Origin of the sequence: Halomonas sp. EF61, assembly GCF_040147045.1 — a bacterium.
Classification (GTDB): domain Bacteria; phylum Pseudomonadota; class Gammaproteobacteria; order Pseudomonadales; family Halomonadaceae; genus Halomonas; species Halomonas litopenaei.
Genome location: NZ_JAMSHM010000002.1, coordinates 883,861 through 899,625, shown reverse-complemented (window position 1 = coordinate 899,625; position 15,765 = coordinate 883,861). Strand labels below are relative to the sequence as shown.

Below are 15,765 nucleotides of genomic sequence, written 5' to 3'. Positions count from 1 at the left end.
GCGCAGCGTAGCCGGATTTTCTGCCCAGGGGAATCCGGGGCGAGCCTACAACTGTGCCACCATGACAGGCTGCGGCCGGCAACGTACACTCTTGGCTTCTTCATTCAACAGGATGGAAGATGGAAGGCGACGATAGCAGGGATCGCTTTTGGCGCAGGCTGGTGATTCCCATCCTGTGGCCAGTGGTAGCCGCCCAGGGGGTGCTGCTGGCGCTGTGTCTGGTGCTGGGCGCCTCGCTGCACTGGCTGATGCCCGCCGCCGCCGGCTGGAGTACCACCCTGTGGATCGTCATGGGGTTGCTGGTGGGCACCACGCTCAACATCCTCGTTTTCCTGGTGCTGCTCAAGCATCGCCTATCCCGCGCTCAGCGTGACTTCGACAGCCTGCTCGAACGGGTCGAGAGCCAGTTGTCGCCACAACTCGATGGGCGGCACGAAGCACCCTCGCCGGAAGACTCGCTGATGGAGCGAGTCAGGAGGCTGCTCGAGGCCATCGACGCTCGACCGAAGGCAGGCCAAAGACGGCGCGGCAGTCCGCCTGACGTAGAGAGCAGTGATGCGGTTTGGCTCGAAAGCCAGGGGGAAGTCAGAGGAGATATCGGAGTAGATAGCCGAGCAGATAGCCGAGCAGAGAACACGCCGGATTCGCTGGGCGAGCCCAGCGACTGGGAGCACGAAAGCCGGCGCCTGGCCGCGGCGCTGTCCCGCGCCAGAGAAGAGTCGCGTCTGAAGTCGAGCTACCTGAGCCACGTCGGCAAGGCATTGGCGCCCTTGATCGCCGAGCTCGATCAGCTGATCAACCGGGCCGGAGACGGCGCCGAGCCCGAGGCGTTACGCCGACTGAGCGATATACGGTTGTTGCTCGACAACCTCGAGGACGGCGCCGACACGGCGCCTGTGGCAGAGCCTTCCGAGGCATCGGCCGACGAAGCGACACCCAAGGTGCTGATCGTCGACGATGGTCCGGTCAACCTGATGCTGGCGCGGGAGGTTCTCGAGCGCCGAGGCGTCGAGGTGGTGACCGCGACCCGCGGAGAGGAAGCGCTGGAGCGGCTGGCGGCGGTTGCCGTCGATCTGGTGCTGATGGATATCGTGCTGCCGGATATCGACGGCGTCGAGACCTGCCGTCGTCTACGCGCGATGGAGGCGGCGGATTCGGGCCGCCCGCGTGCGGTGGTGATCGCCCTGACCGCCAATGCCAGCGACCAGGACCAGGCGCGCTTTCAGCAGGCCGGCATGGACGCCTGGCTGGCCAAGCCCTATCGTCCCCAGGCGCTGCTCGAACTACTCGATCACTGGTTGCCGCTGCCGACGAGGTCGGTCTGATGCTGGCGTCCCTGGTCTCCTATCTGGCGCTCGGTACCGCGGCGGGCTTCCTGGCCGGTCTCTACGGTGTGGGTGGCGGGCTGATCATCGTGCCCAGCCTGATGGCGGTATTCGCGCTGCAACAGGTGTCCGGCGAGGTGGCTATGCATCTGGCGGTGGGGACCTCGCTTGCGACCATCGTGATCACCGGCGCCTCGTCCGCCTGGGGCCACTTTCGCCGGGGCAGCATTCGGCGTGACTGGTTGGTAGCGCTGCTGCCGGGGCTGGTGATGGGCGCCGTGCTCGGGGTGTTCGTCGCCGGCGCCCTGTCGGGCGGCCTGCTCGGCACGCTGTTCGGCGTCTTTCTGCTGCTGGTCGCCGCCAAGCTGGTGCTGGGGCGCTCGCCCAAGGCGGGGCGTCAGGCACCCGGGCGTGGCAGCATGGTCGTCGCCGGCGGTGTCATCGGTGGCGTCTCTGCCCTGTTCGGTATCGGTGGGGGGACACTGAGCGTTCCCTGGCTGATTCGCTGCGGTGCCAGCATGACCCAGGCGGTCGGTACCTCGGCGGCCTGCGGACTGCCCATCGCCCTGGTCGGCGCCGTGACCTTCATCGGCGTTGGCCTTGGTGATCCGCGGCTGCCCGATGGCGCCTTCGGTTTTGTCATGCTGCCGGCGCTTTTGGGGATTGCCCTGACCAGCGTTCCCTGTGCGCGGCTTGGTGTGCGACTGGCGCATCGGTTGCCCGCTCGGGTGCTCAAGCTGTCGTTCGCGCTGTTGCTGACGGTGGTGGGGCTCGGCTTCCTGCTGTAGCGAACCGTCGCCGCCGCTTGCTGTCCTATTGCCGCTGTGGCGTTTTTCTGGCGGTCATCCGCTTGTATAGCGCTACGTTACTCTCTGGTCACCTCGGTCACTTTCAGGAAATCTACCGACTATGCTGTCTTATCCCCAGATCGATCCCGTTGCCATCTCGCTGGGTCCGCTCCAGGTCCACTGGTATGGACTGATGTACGTGGTGGGCTTTGTCGCTGCCTGGTGGTTGGGCTGTCGGCGCGCCCACTGCATCGGCCTGACCCGGGACGACGTGGGCGACCTGCTCTTCTACGCAGCCCTCGGCGTGGTGCTCGGCGGACGCCTTGGCTACGCGCTGTTCTACGGGCTGGATCAGTGGCTCGCGGACCCGCTGTGGATCGTCAAGGTGTGGGACGGCGGCATGAGCTTCCATGGCGGCCTGCTCGGGGTGTTGCTGGCGGCCTTGCTGTTCGCCCGGCGCAAGCACCTGGCGTTCTTCACCCTGACCGACTTCGTCGCGCCGCTGGTGCCGATCGGCCTGGGGGCTGGGCGTATCGGCAACTTCATCAATCACGAACTGCCGGGCCGCGTCACTGACCTTCCCTGGGGCATGCCGTTCCCTGGCTACGGCCCCGAGCCGCGTCATCCTTCCTCGCTGTACGAGGCGCTGCTCGAAGGCCTGGTACTGTTTGTGGTGCTGTGGTGGGTGTCGAGCACACCGCGACGTCGCGGCCTGGTCTCTGGTCTGTTCCTGTTGATCTACGGCTTGAGCCGTTTCGCCGTGGAGTTCGTGCGTCAGCCGGACCCGCAGCTTGGCTTCATTGCCCTGGGCTGGGTCACCATGGGCATGCTGCTTAGCCTGCCGATGATCCTGTTCGGCGTGCTGTTGGTGGCCTGGTCTCGCCGCCAGCCGGTGGATGCCAGTACCGCGCCTGAGGCCGGCTAGGCGCTGACGATCCGCCGATGCATGATGCGGCCGCCTTGGCCGGGCCCAGTTGGTCACGCCCGAGAGGCGGCGTCACGCAGACCGGGCCCCAGTGGCCGCGCCAAGCTGGCCGCGCCAAGCTGGCCGCGTCTGGCATCGAAGCATGCCGAGCAGTACAATTGCCGGTTTTTCTGGTTTCGAGAAACCGTCCCGAATCCGTCACGACCAAGCGAGTGAATCCCGATGCCTGTTGATAGCGCTGCCGAAGCCACCGACCTTCCCGCCCTGGAGCAGCCGTATCTGGATTTGATGCGCAAGGTGCTGGACGAAGGTATCGAGCGTGACGACCGCACCGGCGTGGGCACACGCTCGATCTTTGGTCATCAGATGCGCTTTGATCTGTCCCGTGGCTTTCCGCTGGTGACCACCAAGAAGCTGCATCTGCGTTCGATCATCCATGAGCTTCTGTGGTTTCTGAAGGGCGATACCAATATCGCCTACCTCAAGGAAAACGGCGTGCGTATCTGGGACGAATGGGCCGACGAGAACGGCGACCTCGGCCCTGTCTATGGCTATCAGTGGCGTAGCTGGCCCGATCCTCGCGGTGGCAGCGTCGATCAGATCGAGACACTGCTCGACCAGCTTGCCACCAATCCGCGCTCACGGCGGCTGATCGTGTCCGCCTGGAACCCAGCGCTGGTAGACGAGATGGCACTGCCTCCCTGTCATTGTCTGTTCCAGTTCTACGTGGCCGACGGCAAGCTGTCCTGCCAGCTCTATCAGCGCAGTGCCGACATCTTCCTTGGCGTTCCCTTCAATATCGCAAGCTACGCGCTGCTCACTCGGATGATCGCCCAGGTGGCGGGTCTTGCCCCCGGTGATTTCGTTCACACCCTGGGGGATGCCCACCTCTATCTGAACCATCTCGAGCAGGCCGAGCTGCAGCTGAGTCGAACGCCCACCCGGGCGCCTCGCCTGGAGCTTGAGCCGTCGGTGGATAACCTGTTCGACTTCCGTTTCGAGCACATCAGCATCCACGATTATGAACCCCATCCCCATATCAAGGCCGAGGTAGCGGTATGAGCAGCGCCGACAATGCCCACCACTCGAGCGAAGGCCAGGACCTGGCGAGGCTCGACACCTTCGTGCCGGTGGCGATGATCGCCGCCATGTCGCGTAACCGGGTCATCGGGGTCGACAACCAGCTGCCCTGGTACCTGCCGGAGGACCTCAAGTTCTTCAAGCGCATGACCCAGGCCAAGCCCCTGGTGATGGGACGCAAGACCTTCGAGTCCATCGGCCGTCCGCTGCCTAACCGGCTGAATATCGTGGTCACCCGTGACACCTCCTTTCATCACGATGGCATCAGGGTCTGTCACGACCTGGCAAGCGCCATCGAACTGGCCGACCGCCAGGCCACCATCGAGGCCGCCGAAGAGATCATGGTCATGGGCGGGGCTCAGATCTACGCCCAGGCCATGCCGATCGCATCGCGGCTCTATCTCACCGAGGTGGATGTCGATATCGAAGGTGACGCCCACTTCCCGGCGCTTGAGGGCGACTGGCAGGAAGTCGCCAGCGAAGCCGGCTCGCCGAGCGAAGGCCAGCCCGCCTACCGCTTCGTTCGCTACGAGCGTTCAGCCGAGGCCTGAAGCGCCGCTTGCGTGGTTGCGGATTTGCGGTAGTCGCCACGCGACGAAATTGGCGTCTTGCAGGTGACACGATGAGCGTCGCCGAGCGGCGACAATTGCGACATCGCAAGCCCTGGCACAGACTGTGGCGACAACCCTGACAACAGCAGGGCGTGACCGGAGTCACCCCTGCAACGCGGCATTTTGCTGAGCCTGGAGGAGTCGACGTGATCGAGACACACGCAGAACACCCGTTGGAGGCGCTCGAGCAACGCACGGCGACGCTATTGGACGGACTGCGTGAGGGGCGTCGGCGCGAGCGGCAGCTGTCCAGCGAGCACCAGCGTATGGCCGACGAGCGCCAGAGCTTGATGGAGGAGTGCGAACGGCTGGCGTCCGAACGAGAGCGATTGAGCGCTGAGCTGAACGCCGAATTGACCGCCGCCCGAGAACGTCAGCGTGAGCTCGAGTCGCAGCTTGGCAGCGCCGTTGAACGCAGCGGTCAGCTCGAGACGGAGCTTGAGGCACTGCGCGCCGAGCGTCAGGCGCTGTTTGAAGAAAACAGCGAACTGACCGAGGAAAATCGCGAACTCGACGAACAGAATCGTGAACTCGAGGCCCACAACGCCAGGCTGCGTGAGCGCGTCGAGCATCCCGAAGCGGAGCCTCAGTCCCCCGCCTTTATTCGCCCCAAGCGACGTGCCCAGGGGCTGGCTGCATTGATGCAGCATCGCCCGCGTCATGCCAGTGGTGATCAGTCAGCCGACGAGACAGACGATCGGACGACTGAACAAGCAGCCGACCAGGCGTCTGACCAGACAGCGGCTTCCACAGCCGTTGAGCAAACCGAACGAATCGAGCAAGCCGACAAGACATCTGCCGAGCACAGCGGTGAGCAAGCCCCTGTCCAAGCCTCTGACCAGGCCGCTGAGCAAGCCCCCGAGCAAACTCCTGACCAGGCCGCTGGGCGAGTGGGCGGGCCTGCCGACGAAGTCGCTCCGGCAACTATGGCTAGCGAGGCGTCCCCGGAACCGTCCACTGACGCGACGGTGTCATCCGACGCCTCTCGGTCGCAGCCAAGCCAACAAAGCCAAGGGGCGCCTTCCAGGGACGCTGACCTCCAGGGTGATACATCCGAAGCGACAGCCTCCGACGAGGCTGGCCGCCAGGGGGATCTGGCCATCGACAAGGCGCCGTCTCCCCAGGCGCTGTTGGGTGAGTGGTACCAGCGCTATGACAAGACCTTCTTCAAGGGCCACACCCGTCCCTTGAAGGTGGGCATCCACGAGGACCTGGCGGCCAGCGAGCCCTGGCCCGAGAAGCTGGTGCGGCGGGCCCTGGCCTGCTACGTCAACCTGCCGCGGTATCTCAAGTCGGTCAGGGAAGGCGCCGAGCGTATCGATCTGCAGGGCGCGCTGGTCGGGGCGGTCGATGCCCAGGCCGCCGAACACGCCAAGCGCAAGCTGGACCGCCTGCAGGCCGAACAGCAAGGGCGCGGCAAGGTGTCGCAGCGGCGCAGCGGCCAGGGCCGGCGGCGCGCTGGCGCTGGCAAGGGCAAACAACCCCAGGGGGCATCAAATGCCGACCCGCAGCCCCATCGGGAAGTCGAGAGTGAACAGAGCAGCCGCACGGCGATGTCACAGGGGCGCGCCCCGCATCTCCACCAGCCGCAGAACGAGTCCAGGCACCAGCCTCATGGCCACGACAGCGAGGAGTCGCGTCTGCAGCGCAAACTCGACGCCCTGATGGCCCGCCACAATAGTAGTCACTGACCGCGCTCCCTGGGTGTGGTCGTTGTCTGGGCGCTTTATGCATGGTCCTCATATGCGGTCCTCAATTGTGCGGTCCTTATGGGCCGCCGCCGCCGTTGACGACTGTCGACAGTGTTCAACCCAGCTGACTTGAAAGCGTCACATCAGCGGGGCATGATGTAGTCGCTATGCCCGGCGCAGCATTCTATGCAGAATCGGTACGAGGTTAGCGAACAATGTTCGTTAAGTCGGTTTTCCGGTTCCAGCGCTGGCGGCGCCTTCGCAGGGATCGGTGTCGAATCGAGGGGCAGCGGGAACGAAAACAGTGTTTTTTTCTTGTTGCGCTCCTGAGAATCCCGGTATATGGTTGCCCTTGCGAGCATTGGACTATAACAAGGCTTCGCCGCTGTCAGGCTCGCTGCCTCGGTTCCCTGCCAGGAACCACAAGGCCAGAAAAACGAGCCGGCAATGACCGGCAAGCCAAGGCTGCCAAGCGCAGCAACGATCGAAACAGCAAGCTAGTCAAAAGGAACTCAGCAATGAAAAAGACACTGTTAGCGACTGCCATCGCCGGTGCTGCCGCCTTTACCGCTGCAGGCGCCCAGGCTGCCACCGTCTACAACCAGGACGGCACCAAGCTCGACATCTACGGTAACGTCCAGCTGGTCTACGCGACCCAGAAGGATGACGAAGGCGAGCGTCGCGACGAGATCGCCGACAACGGCTCCACCTTCGGCTTCGCCGCTGAGCACGTCATCTACAACGGCCTGATCGGCTACGCCAAGATCGAAATCGACGACTTCAAGGCCGACGAGATGAAGGTCGCCGGTCGTGATGCAGGCGACACCGCCTACATCGGCCTGAAGGGCAACTTCGGTGACGCGCGCATCGGTTCCTACGACTCCCTGCTGGACGACTGGATCCAGGATCCGATCTCCAACAACGAATACTTCGACGTTTCTGACTCCAACACCTTCAAGGGTGCTCCGGGTCAGGAGTTCTCCGACAACGACGTCATCGTTGGCGATCCCGAAGGCGACAAGGTCACCTACACCTCTCCGGTCTGGGGCGGCTTCCAGTTCGCTCTTGGTACCCAGTACAAGGGTGACAACGAGTCCGAGAACCTGAAGGATTCCGGTGAGGCTTCCATCTTCGGTGGTCTGAAGTACACCGTCGGCGGCTTCTCCATCGCCGGTGTCTATGACGATCTCGGTATCTATGACATCGATTCTGGCAACGGTCTGTTCGTTGTGGATCCGGACACTGGCGACGTCATTGATGCTGGTGCACTCGATGACTTTGATCTGGGTGACCAGTACGGTGTGACTGCTCAGTACCAGTGGGACAGCCTGCGTGTCGCCGTCAAGTACGAGCGCTTCGAGTCCGACAACGACCTTCTCCGTGACGCTGACTACTACGCCATCGGTGCCCGCTACGGCTACCTGAACGGCATGGGCGACGTCTACGGCTCCTACCAGTACGTTGATCTGGGTGGAGATGGTTTCGGTGACGGTGATTTCGACCTCAGCGACCTGCCGAACGACGAAGACAACGACGACGACAACTACAACGAGATTGTCGCCGGCGTGACCTACAACATCTCCGACGCCATGTACACCTACGTGGAAGGCGCCTGGTACGATCGCGATGCCAACGAAGGTGACGGCTACGCTGTGGGTCTGACCTACCTGTTCTAATCCGACAGGTTTGACCCCCTAGCGTTGGAACGCTATAAACGAAAGCCGATCCTCCGGGATCGGCTTTTTTTCTGCACTCTATCGGCAAGCATGTGAGGATCCATGAAAGACGTCACCCTACCCGCGGCGCTGCTGGCGCTTGGCGTTGCCTTGGGCAGCTCTACTGCCCTGGCCTACGACAGCGCTGTGACCGAGCGCTTTCGCGAGGAGAACCGCCAGCTCGATCTGACCGGCTTCTTCAAGCCGGAAAGCGACGCGCGCAGTCAGACCTTTCTGTTCGGGTCCCCCCATGCCCACGACTTCGAGGTGGAAGAAGAGGGTGTCTATCGCTTCGAGAGCCGCGTCAGCGCAGGCTACGAAGACAGCTACCAGATCGATGCGGTATTGATGGATGACGCCGGCAACGTGATCGCCCGGGGGCAGGGCTACGGCCAGGATGGTGGTCTCCAGTTGGAGAGTCGCCTGACGCCGGGTACCTACGAGTTACAGGTCAAGGGCACCCGCTTTGGCCGGCGCGGGCGCGCCGGCGACGGGTACAGCATCGCCGTGGTGGGCCTCGATGAGAGCGGTAATCGTATCGCGGTGGATGATGGAGTGGGACTGCAGTTCACCGGCTCCGATCGTGACGGCAATCAGAGCGCCTTTGTTACCAGTAGCGACGCCGTGGTCACCCTGGGTAGTCAATCCGGTGCCACCGGGGCCGCCGCGACTCAGTCTGCCGCGGCCCAGTCCTCCAGCGCAACAGCGACTTCTGCGTCTGCCTCCTCCGCAGCGGCAGTAGGCGAAGTGGCCTCAAGTGCTGGTGCCTCGGCGGCCGGTGCCACAGCAGGTGCAGCCGCCGGTGCGGGCGCGGCAGCCAGCGTCAGCGGTAGCGCAGCGCGCAGCGATAACCCGGACGAGCAGCAGGTGCAGAGCGTCAAGACCGACGTCAAGATCCGCGCCCGTGGCGAGGTGCTGAGCTTCAACGTGGCCGAGCCGAGCAGTGTGCGCATCACTACCTCGACCTTCCCGCCGGGCGACGAAGACACCTATCGCCTGACCATGGAGGTGGCCGATTCCTCCGGGCGTATCGTCGCCGAGGGCGAAGGCCAGGGCTTCAACGGCAACGTCGATCTGACCACCCAGCTGGACCCGGGCATGTACCATATCCGGGTCGCCGGTCAGAAGTTCGGCAACGCCCAGGACGGCCCCAACAACTACGAGCTCAAGGTCGTGCTCGACAACTGATATCGCGAGCGACGTATCGTCGCGAGTGGTGACAACAGGACGGGCCCTTCGGGGCCCGTTTTTTGTGCAAGACGTTGGTCTCTGGCCGGTGGGGTCGCCCGACAAGCCGAACGATGCCACCACGGTGGACACAAAAAAATACCCCCGCCTTTAGGCGGGGGCATGGGGACGTGCTGTGACGGGATTGGTCAGCGGGTGGCACTTCTCGCCTGGTGGCAAGATGGGTCAGTCACCGATTCTGGCGATGGCCTCACGCACACCGGCAGCGTACTCCGGGTGGCACTTCTCGAAGTGGCCGAGCTGACGCTCCTTGATAAAGTCCGGGACACCCTGCATATGCCGGGCGATATTGCCGAACAGTCGCTCCCGCTGCTCCGGGCTCATCAATTCGAACAGGGCGCGAGGCTGTGCGTAGTCGTCATTGCCTTCGCGGTGGTCGTAGCGCCAGGCGTCGCCTTCCAGCGGCAGCGGCGGTTCCACTACGCTCGGGTCCTCGGTCGGTCCATCGAAGGAGTTGGGCTCGTAGTAGGCGTCGCCGTTTTGCTCTCCGTTGGCGAAGAAGCGCATCGGGCCGTCCTTGTGGTAGTGGTGGACCGGACACTTCGGCTGGTTGACCGGCAGCGCCTCGTAGTGGGTGCCGAGGCGGTAGCGGTGGGCGTCGGCGTAAGAGAACACCCGTGCCTGCAGCATCTTGTCCGGCGAGAAGCCGATGCCCGGCACCTTGTTGGACGGTGAGAAGGCAGCCTGCTCGATCTCGGCAAAGTAGTTGTCGGCGTTGCGGTTGAGCTCGAAGTAGCCGACCTCGATCAGCGGGTAGTCGCCATGGGGCCACACCTTGGTCAGGTCGAAGGGATTGAACGGCGCCTGCCTGGCCTGTTCCTCGGTCATCACCTGGATAAAGAAGTTCCAGCGCGGGTAGTCGCCGTTTTCCAGGGCGTTGTAGAGGTCTTCCTGGGTGGTCTCGCGGCTCTTGCCCACCACCTGTTCGGCCTCGGCATCGGTAAAGTGCTTGTGACCCTGGGCGGTGCGGAAGTGGAACTTGCACCATACCCGCTGGTTGTCGGCGTTGATCAATGAATAGGTGTGGGAGCCGTAGCCATTGATGTGACGAACGTCGGTGGGCAGGCCGCGGTCCGACATCAGCATGGTCACCTGATGCAGTGACTCCGGTGACAGCGACCAGAAGTCCCAGGCCGCGGTGGCCGAGCGCATGTTGGTGCGCGGGTGGCGCTTCTGGGTATGGATGAAGTCCGGGAACTTGGACGGATCACGGATAAAGAACACCGGCGTATTGTTGCCGACCACATCCCAGTTGCCTTCCTCGGTGTAGAACTTCAGGGCGAAGCCGCGCACGTCACGCTCGGCGTCCGCCGCACCCTGTTCGCCGGCCACGGTGGAGAAGCGGGCCAGCATCGGCGTCTGGCTACCCGGGGTGAAGACCTTGGCCCTGGAGTAGCGGGTGATGTCCTGGGTGATGGTCAGGGTGCCGTGGGCGCCCCAGCCCTTGGCGTGGACGGTGCGCTCGGGGATGCGCTCGCGGTTCTGGTGAGCGAGTTTCTCGAGAAGCTGGTAGTCCTCGAGCAGCAGAGGTCCACGGGGGCCCGCACTCAGGCTGTTCTGGTTGTCACCGATGGGGGCACCGGCGCTGGTGGTCATTGTCTTGCGGGTCATGTGGCGTCTCCTGCTCTTGGTCTGGTCCGATATAAGGTATAGACCGCTGTCGACGAAGAACAATCGAACCTTTCTATTTCGTTTATAGGAAATGGATGTTTAGCGTTACTATTTATGCTATTCACGATGCATGTAACGTATTTCGCACCACCGCCACCGGCGGTTCGACCCTGAAGGAAAGCCTTCGTGCCCAAGCTGTGCAGATTTGTCGCTTCGCTCTCGCTGCAACTGAGAATGATGACTGGCCTGGCGATGACCTGGGTTGTCGTGGTGACGATCCTGCTGGCGTGGGGCTGGTACACCGGCAAGGACCTGGTGCGTGAGGTGAACTTTTCTCACCTGCGTTACGAGACGCATCTAATCGCCGATGAGGTGACCGAAGAGATCGAGACACGCCTGGCGATGCTTGAGCGGGTGGCGTCCAGGCACCCGAGTGGCGCGTTGCTCGACCCCGGCGGTGGGGTGTTGAAGGAAAACAGCGTACTGCTCGAGCTGTTCGACGGCCTGGTGGTATTCGACGGCGACGGCAGGGTGGTCACCGATTGGCCGGTGACACCGGGGCGCGAAGGGCTCGATATCAGCGATCGCGAGTACTTCAGTTTTTTGCGCGAGGTCGGGCGGCCCTACGTCAGTGACCCCATCTATGGGCGTATTACCGGGCTTCCGCTGGTGCTGTTACTGGTGCCGCTGAAGGGCGACGATGGTCGCTTCATGGGGGCTTTGGGAGGCGTGGTCGAAGTTCACTCGGGCGGTATCTTCCGACGCTTGAGCCGGGTCCGGCTGGGTAACGAAGGCTACGCAGCCGTGTTCAGCGCCTCAGGGCAGGTGCTCTATCACCCTGACCGCCAGCGCGTGATGGGGACGCTGGGAGACCTCTCCCACAACCCGGCCCTGGACCTGGCCCTCGATGGCTGGGAGGGCGAGCGTTTTGGACCTACGGTAAATGGCGAAATGACCTTTCAGGCATACCGGCAGGTGTGGCCGGCGGACTGGATCGTCGGCGTGTTCTTGCCGGAAGGCCAGGTATTGGCGCCCTTGTGGGGCTTGCTGAAACGCCTCAGCTGGGTCGGGGTGGGTATCGCGCTATTGCTGCTGCCACTTCTTGGCTGGATGGTGTGGCTGCTGCTGCGGCCGCTTTACCAGTTGCAGTCGCAGATCGCCCAGGTAGGCAAGGGGCTGCGTGGTCGCGTCGTGCTGGGTACCGAGATGAAGGAATTGACCCAGGTGGCCGAGGCTTTCAATGCCGTGGAGGTCGAGCGAGAACGGGCGCTGAATGATTTGCGCGGACGTCAGGCGTTCCTCGACAGCGTGCTGGCGTCCTCGCCGGTGGGCATGTTCGTGACCGACACCCAGGGTCGCATCACCTACATGAATGACGCCCTGGCCCAGTTGACCGGTCGTACCATGAAAGGGCAGGACCGCTATGGTTGGGTCCAGGCGATCCATGCCGAGGATCGCGATGCGGCGATCGAGCTGTGGCGCTACAGCATGGCCTCAGGGAAGGACTTTCTGCGTCAATACCGCTACTGGCGGGCCGATGGCGAGCTTCTATGGCTGGAGGTTCACGCCAGCCAGGTCGCCATCGATACCGAGGTGATTGGCTTCGTCGGTACCGTCAAGGACATCACCGCCCGTCGTCAGCAGGAGGCAATACGTCAGTGGGAGGCCGAACACGATCCCCTTACCGGCCTCTTGAACCGACGAGGCTTCGAGCGTCGCCTCGAAGAGGCCATGGCGGACTGGCGCAAGATGGCCAAGCCCTCCGTTCTGATGCTGTTCGACCTGGATCGGTTCAAGCCGATCAACGATGAGGGTGGCCACCCGCTCGGTGACGAGATGCTGCGTCGCATCGCTCGGGAAGTCGGCCGCTGTGTTCGTAGCAGCGATCACGTGGCTCGCCCGGGCGGCGATGAATTCGCGGTGCTGCTGCCAAGTTGTACGCTGGCCCAGGCGCAACGTATCGGCGAAGACATCCTGACAGCGATCAATGACACCTGTGTGGTCCACGAGGGGCGTGAATACCATGTCACCACGAGCCTCGGCATCACCGAGTTTCGTGAAGGCGATGCCGATATTCACACTCCCATCGAACGTGCTGATGCGGCCAGCTATGCGGCCAAGCGCCAGGGGCGCAATCGCCTGGTGGTGGACGAGAGCGAGGCGTAAGGCCGGCCGCACCGACGACACCACCGACGTCCCCACCGCCAACTTTCAGTCTGTCGCATCAGCGCCTGGGCGTCGTCGGTCGACGACCGATGACCCCCAGGCACTTTTTCATCCAGGCCGAAGGGGGCAGGGCATCTTCAGGGATGCTATTGATTGCCGCGTAGCTGGCGCTCCAGCTGTCCCAGCCGTGGGTCGTCCGGGCGCAGTCGGCGCAACTCGGCCAGGGCCGACAGCGCCTGGGGGATGCGCCCGCTGGTGGCGTTGACGTAGACCAAGGCGTAGAGCAGGTCGGGATCACCGGGTGCCTGCCGGCGTCCCTGCTCGAGCGCCGCCAGGGCCTCGTCCTTGCGTCCCAGGCGGTCCAGCATCAGTCCGCGGTTGTAGTGGGTGCGGGCGTGGTCCGGGCGCCATTCGGCGGCCTTCTCGAGCCAGGACAGGGCCTCTTCCATCCCACCCTCCTCCTGCATCCCTCCATCCTCTGCCAGCGACAGCGCCAGCAGGTAGGCCAGGTGGCCTCGATCCGGCGCGGGCATGCCATCGAGGGCGATGCCGTCCTTCAGCAGTGCTCGGGCGTCCTGTTGGCGGCCTTCGGCGCTGAGCTGGGTGACCAGGTTGGCGCGGGCCGGCAGGAAGTAGGGGTCCATCGCCAGCGCCGCACGATACTGTCGCTCGGCTTCGTCCTCGCGTCCGGTGCGCGCCAGCAGTACCGCCAGGTTGAGGCGGTTGCCGGGCAGGTCGGCGTTCTGCTCCAGGCGCCGCTCGTAGTCGCGACGTGCCTCCAGAAAGGCTGCACGACGCTCTTGTGGCATGACCATCAACGAGGTGCCGGCCAGCGCCTTGACCGCCTCGTCGCGGACCGCCAGGCGTTCGTCATCGATCAGTGGAAGCAGCAGCTCGACCCTGGCGCCTTCGGGGGCCTGGGCGAATACTGGCGCTGCGGCGGCGCGGACCAGTGGGGACTCGTCCTTTAACGCCTGCTCAAGCGTCGGCAGGGCGTCGCCGGCAAAGGGGGTGAGCTCGTCCACCGCGGTGGCGCGCACGATGTCCGGAGTATCGTCATCCTCGATCAGCGCCTTCAGATAGTCCGGCGCTTCAGGGCGGCCCAGGCGGGCCGACTGAAGCGCCACACCGTAGTGGGAACGACTGGCGCTGCGGCTGTCGTCACCGAACCACTCACGAATCTGCGCCGCGGCGTCGGCGGGCGACAGGTCCTGGTGGCAGCCGGTGCAGGCGTCGGGGCTACCGGTGGCCTCGGCGAGATCCGGGCGGGGCACCCGGAAGCTGTGGTCGCGACGCGGGTCCACCACCATGTAGGTGGTCTCGGGCATATGGCAGCTCACGCACTGGGCGCCTTCGCTGCCGGGGGTATGGTGATGGTGCTCGGGACTGTCGTAGTTGTTGCGCTGCATGGTCGGGAAACGCGGCGGAGGCGCCGGGTTGTGGCACTGCAGGCACAGGCCGTTGCCCTCGATCTTTACCTCGCTGGTATGCGGGTCATGACAGTCCACGCAGCCGACACCCTGCTGGTACATGCGGCTCTGGGTGAACGAGCCATAGACGTAGACCTCGCCCTGTATCTGGCCGTCGGCGTGGTACATGCCCTCGCCCAACAGGCTCGGCAGGGCGGCATCGGTCAGCGGAGCACCATGCACCGGGCCCGCGCCCAGCATCTGGCGACGACTGTGGCAGCGAGCGCACTGCTCGACCAGCTCGGGGGCATCCATTTCGGCGAGATCCAGGGCAAGGCCCATATCGCCGCTTGAGGCGGGAGAGGATTCGGGAGCGTCTTCGTCGGCCTGCCACCGGGCCGCCCAGTCCAGGTGATCCTGGGCGGGGCCGTGGCAACTCTGGCAGCCGACACTCTGCTCGTGCCAGGTGGTGGCGAAGCTGTCGCTTTCAAGATCGTAGTGCTTCTCGAGGTTGGTCGAGTGGCAGTCGGCGCACATGGCGTTCCAGTTCTGGTAGCGCCCGCGCCAGTGCAGGGGGTCATCGGGGGTAAACGCCTGGCCCGGGTAGAGCGAGAACCAGCGCTGTCCACCTTCGTCGGCGGGGCGCGAGTCCCAGGCGATGGTCAAACTCTGCAGTCGTCCCCCTGGCTGCTCGACTAGATACTGCTGCAGCGGGCGTACGCCGAAGGTGTGGCGGATCTCGAAGGTCTCGGCGGGGTCCTGTGGGCCTTCCAGGGTCGCCAGGAAGGTATCGCCTCGGCGGTGAAAGCGTGCCTTGACCTCGCCATCCTCGAAGCTGGCTTCGTCGAAGTCGCCCAGTACGTTGTCGGGGGTGGCGTCGCGCAGCGCCCAGGCGTGGTCGGAATCCTGCCATGCCTGGGTCTCGGCCTCGTGACAGGAGGCGCAGCTTCCTTCGGGGGCGTAGCCCTTGGCTTCGGTGGCCGTCGTCGGGGGCGTTCCCTGAGGCGTCTGGGCAATGCTCTCCGGTGCGGCCAGCAACCCCGCCATCAGGGCCATGGCAAGCGCTGGTGCCGATACCATCGAAAGCGCTGGTGCCAGCGTCGACCAAAGCGCTGGTGCGGGCCCTGTGGACTCGACGCTCGGAAGGAGCGTCGCAAGTCGAGCACGCAGGCATCGAAGAAAGGATAAACGGCCAG

General features: G+C 64.1%; 11 protein-coding genes. 9 read left to right on the top strand and 2 right to left on the bottom strand.

The window, feature by feature from the left end; all coding sequences use genetic code 11:
• Positions 1-119: 119 nt before the first annotated feature.
• The 8 genes from NFI08_RS12830 to NFI08_RS12795 all read left to right on the top strand — a co-directional run bounded on the left by NFI08_RS12830 (position 120) and on the right by NFI08_RS12795 (position 9,323).
• A complete protein-coding gene (locus NFI08_RS12830) occupies positions 120-1,325 on the top strand; it encodes a response regulator (RefSeq protein WP_286986158.1) in 1,206 nt (401 codons plus the stop codon).
• Positions 1,325-2,113 (top strand): sulfite exporter TauE/SafE family protein, encoded by a 789-nt coding sequence (locus NFI08_RS12825; protein ID WP_286986159.1) that lies wholly within the window; start codon positions 1,325-1,327, stop codon positions 2,111-2,113. Before NFI08_RS12830 ends, NFI08_RS12825 begins: the two co-directional genes overlap by 1 nt.
• 121 nt (positions 2,114-2,234) lie before the next feature.
• On the top strand, positions 2,235-3,038 hold the full coding sequence (lgt, locus tag NFI08_RS12820; protein ID WP_286986160.1) for a prolipoprotein diacylglyceryl transferase: 804 nt from the start codon (positions 2,235-2,237) through the stop codon (positions 3,036-3,038).
• 222 nt (positions 3,039-3,260) lie between these two features.
• Positions 3,261-4,100, top strand: a complete 840-nt coding sequence (locus NFI08_RS12815; protein ID WP_045994149.1) for a thymidylate synthase — start codon at positions 3,261-3,263, stop codon at positions 4,098-4,100.
• Positions 4,097-4,669, top strand: a complete 573-nt coding sequence (locus NFI08_RS12810) for a dihydrofolate reductase (RefSeq protein WP_286986161.1) — start codon at positions 4,097-4,099, stop codon at positions 4,667-4,669. Before NFI08_RS12815 ends, NFI08_RS12810 begins: the two co-directional genes overlap by 4 nt.
• Positions 4,670-4,875: 206 nt before the next feature.
• Positions 4,876-6,420, top strand: coding sequence for a ProQ/FINO family protein (locus NFI08_RS12805; protein ID WP_349589816.1), 1,545 nt, complete (start codon positions 4,876-4,878; stop codon positions 6,418-6,420).
• 518 nt (positions 6,421-6,938) lie between these two features.
• On the top strand, positions 6,939-8,096 hold the full coding sequence (locus NFI08_RS12800) for a porin (RefSeq protein WP_286986163.1): 1,158 nt from the start codon (positions 6,939-6,941) through the stop codon (positions 8,094-8,096).
• A 102-nt stretch (positions 8,097-8,198) separates the two neighbouring features.
• Positions 8,199-9,323 (top strand): hypothetical protein, encoded by a 1,125-nt coding sequence (locus NFI08_RS12795; protein ID WP_286986164.1) that lies wholly within the window; start codon positions 8,199-8,201, stop codon positions 9,321-9,323.
• Positions 9,324-9,548: 225 nt separating this feature from the next.
• On the opposite strand, the gene NFI08_RS12790 is transcribed toward NFI08_RS12795, so the two are convergent.
• Complete coding sequence (locus tag NFI08_RS12790; protein WP_222515570.1) at positions 9,549-10,994, bottom strand: catalase; 1,446 nt, start codon at positions 10,992-10,994, stop codon at positions 9,549-9,551.
• Between the two features lie 186 nt (positions 10,995-11,180).
• On the opposite strand from NFI08_RS12790, the gene NFI08_RS12785 reads away from it, so the two are divergent.
• Complete coding sequence (locus NFI08_RS12785; protein WP_311767521.1) at positions 11,181-13,160, top strand: sensor domain-containing diguanylate cyclase; 1,980 nt, start codon at positions 11,181-11,183, stop codon at positions 13,158-13,160.
• A gap of 146 nt (positions 13,161-13,306) precedes the next feature.
• On the opposite strand, the gene NFI08_RS12780 is transcribed toward NFI08_RS12785, so the two are convergent.
• Entirely contained in the window at positions 13,307-15,649 is a 2,343-nt protein-coding gene (locus tag NFI08_RS12780; protein ID WP_185696365.1) for a tetratricopeptide repeat protein, read from the bottom strand.
• Positions 15,650-15,765 lie beyond the last annotated feature (116 nt).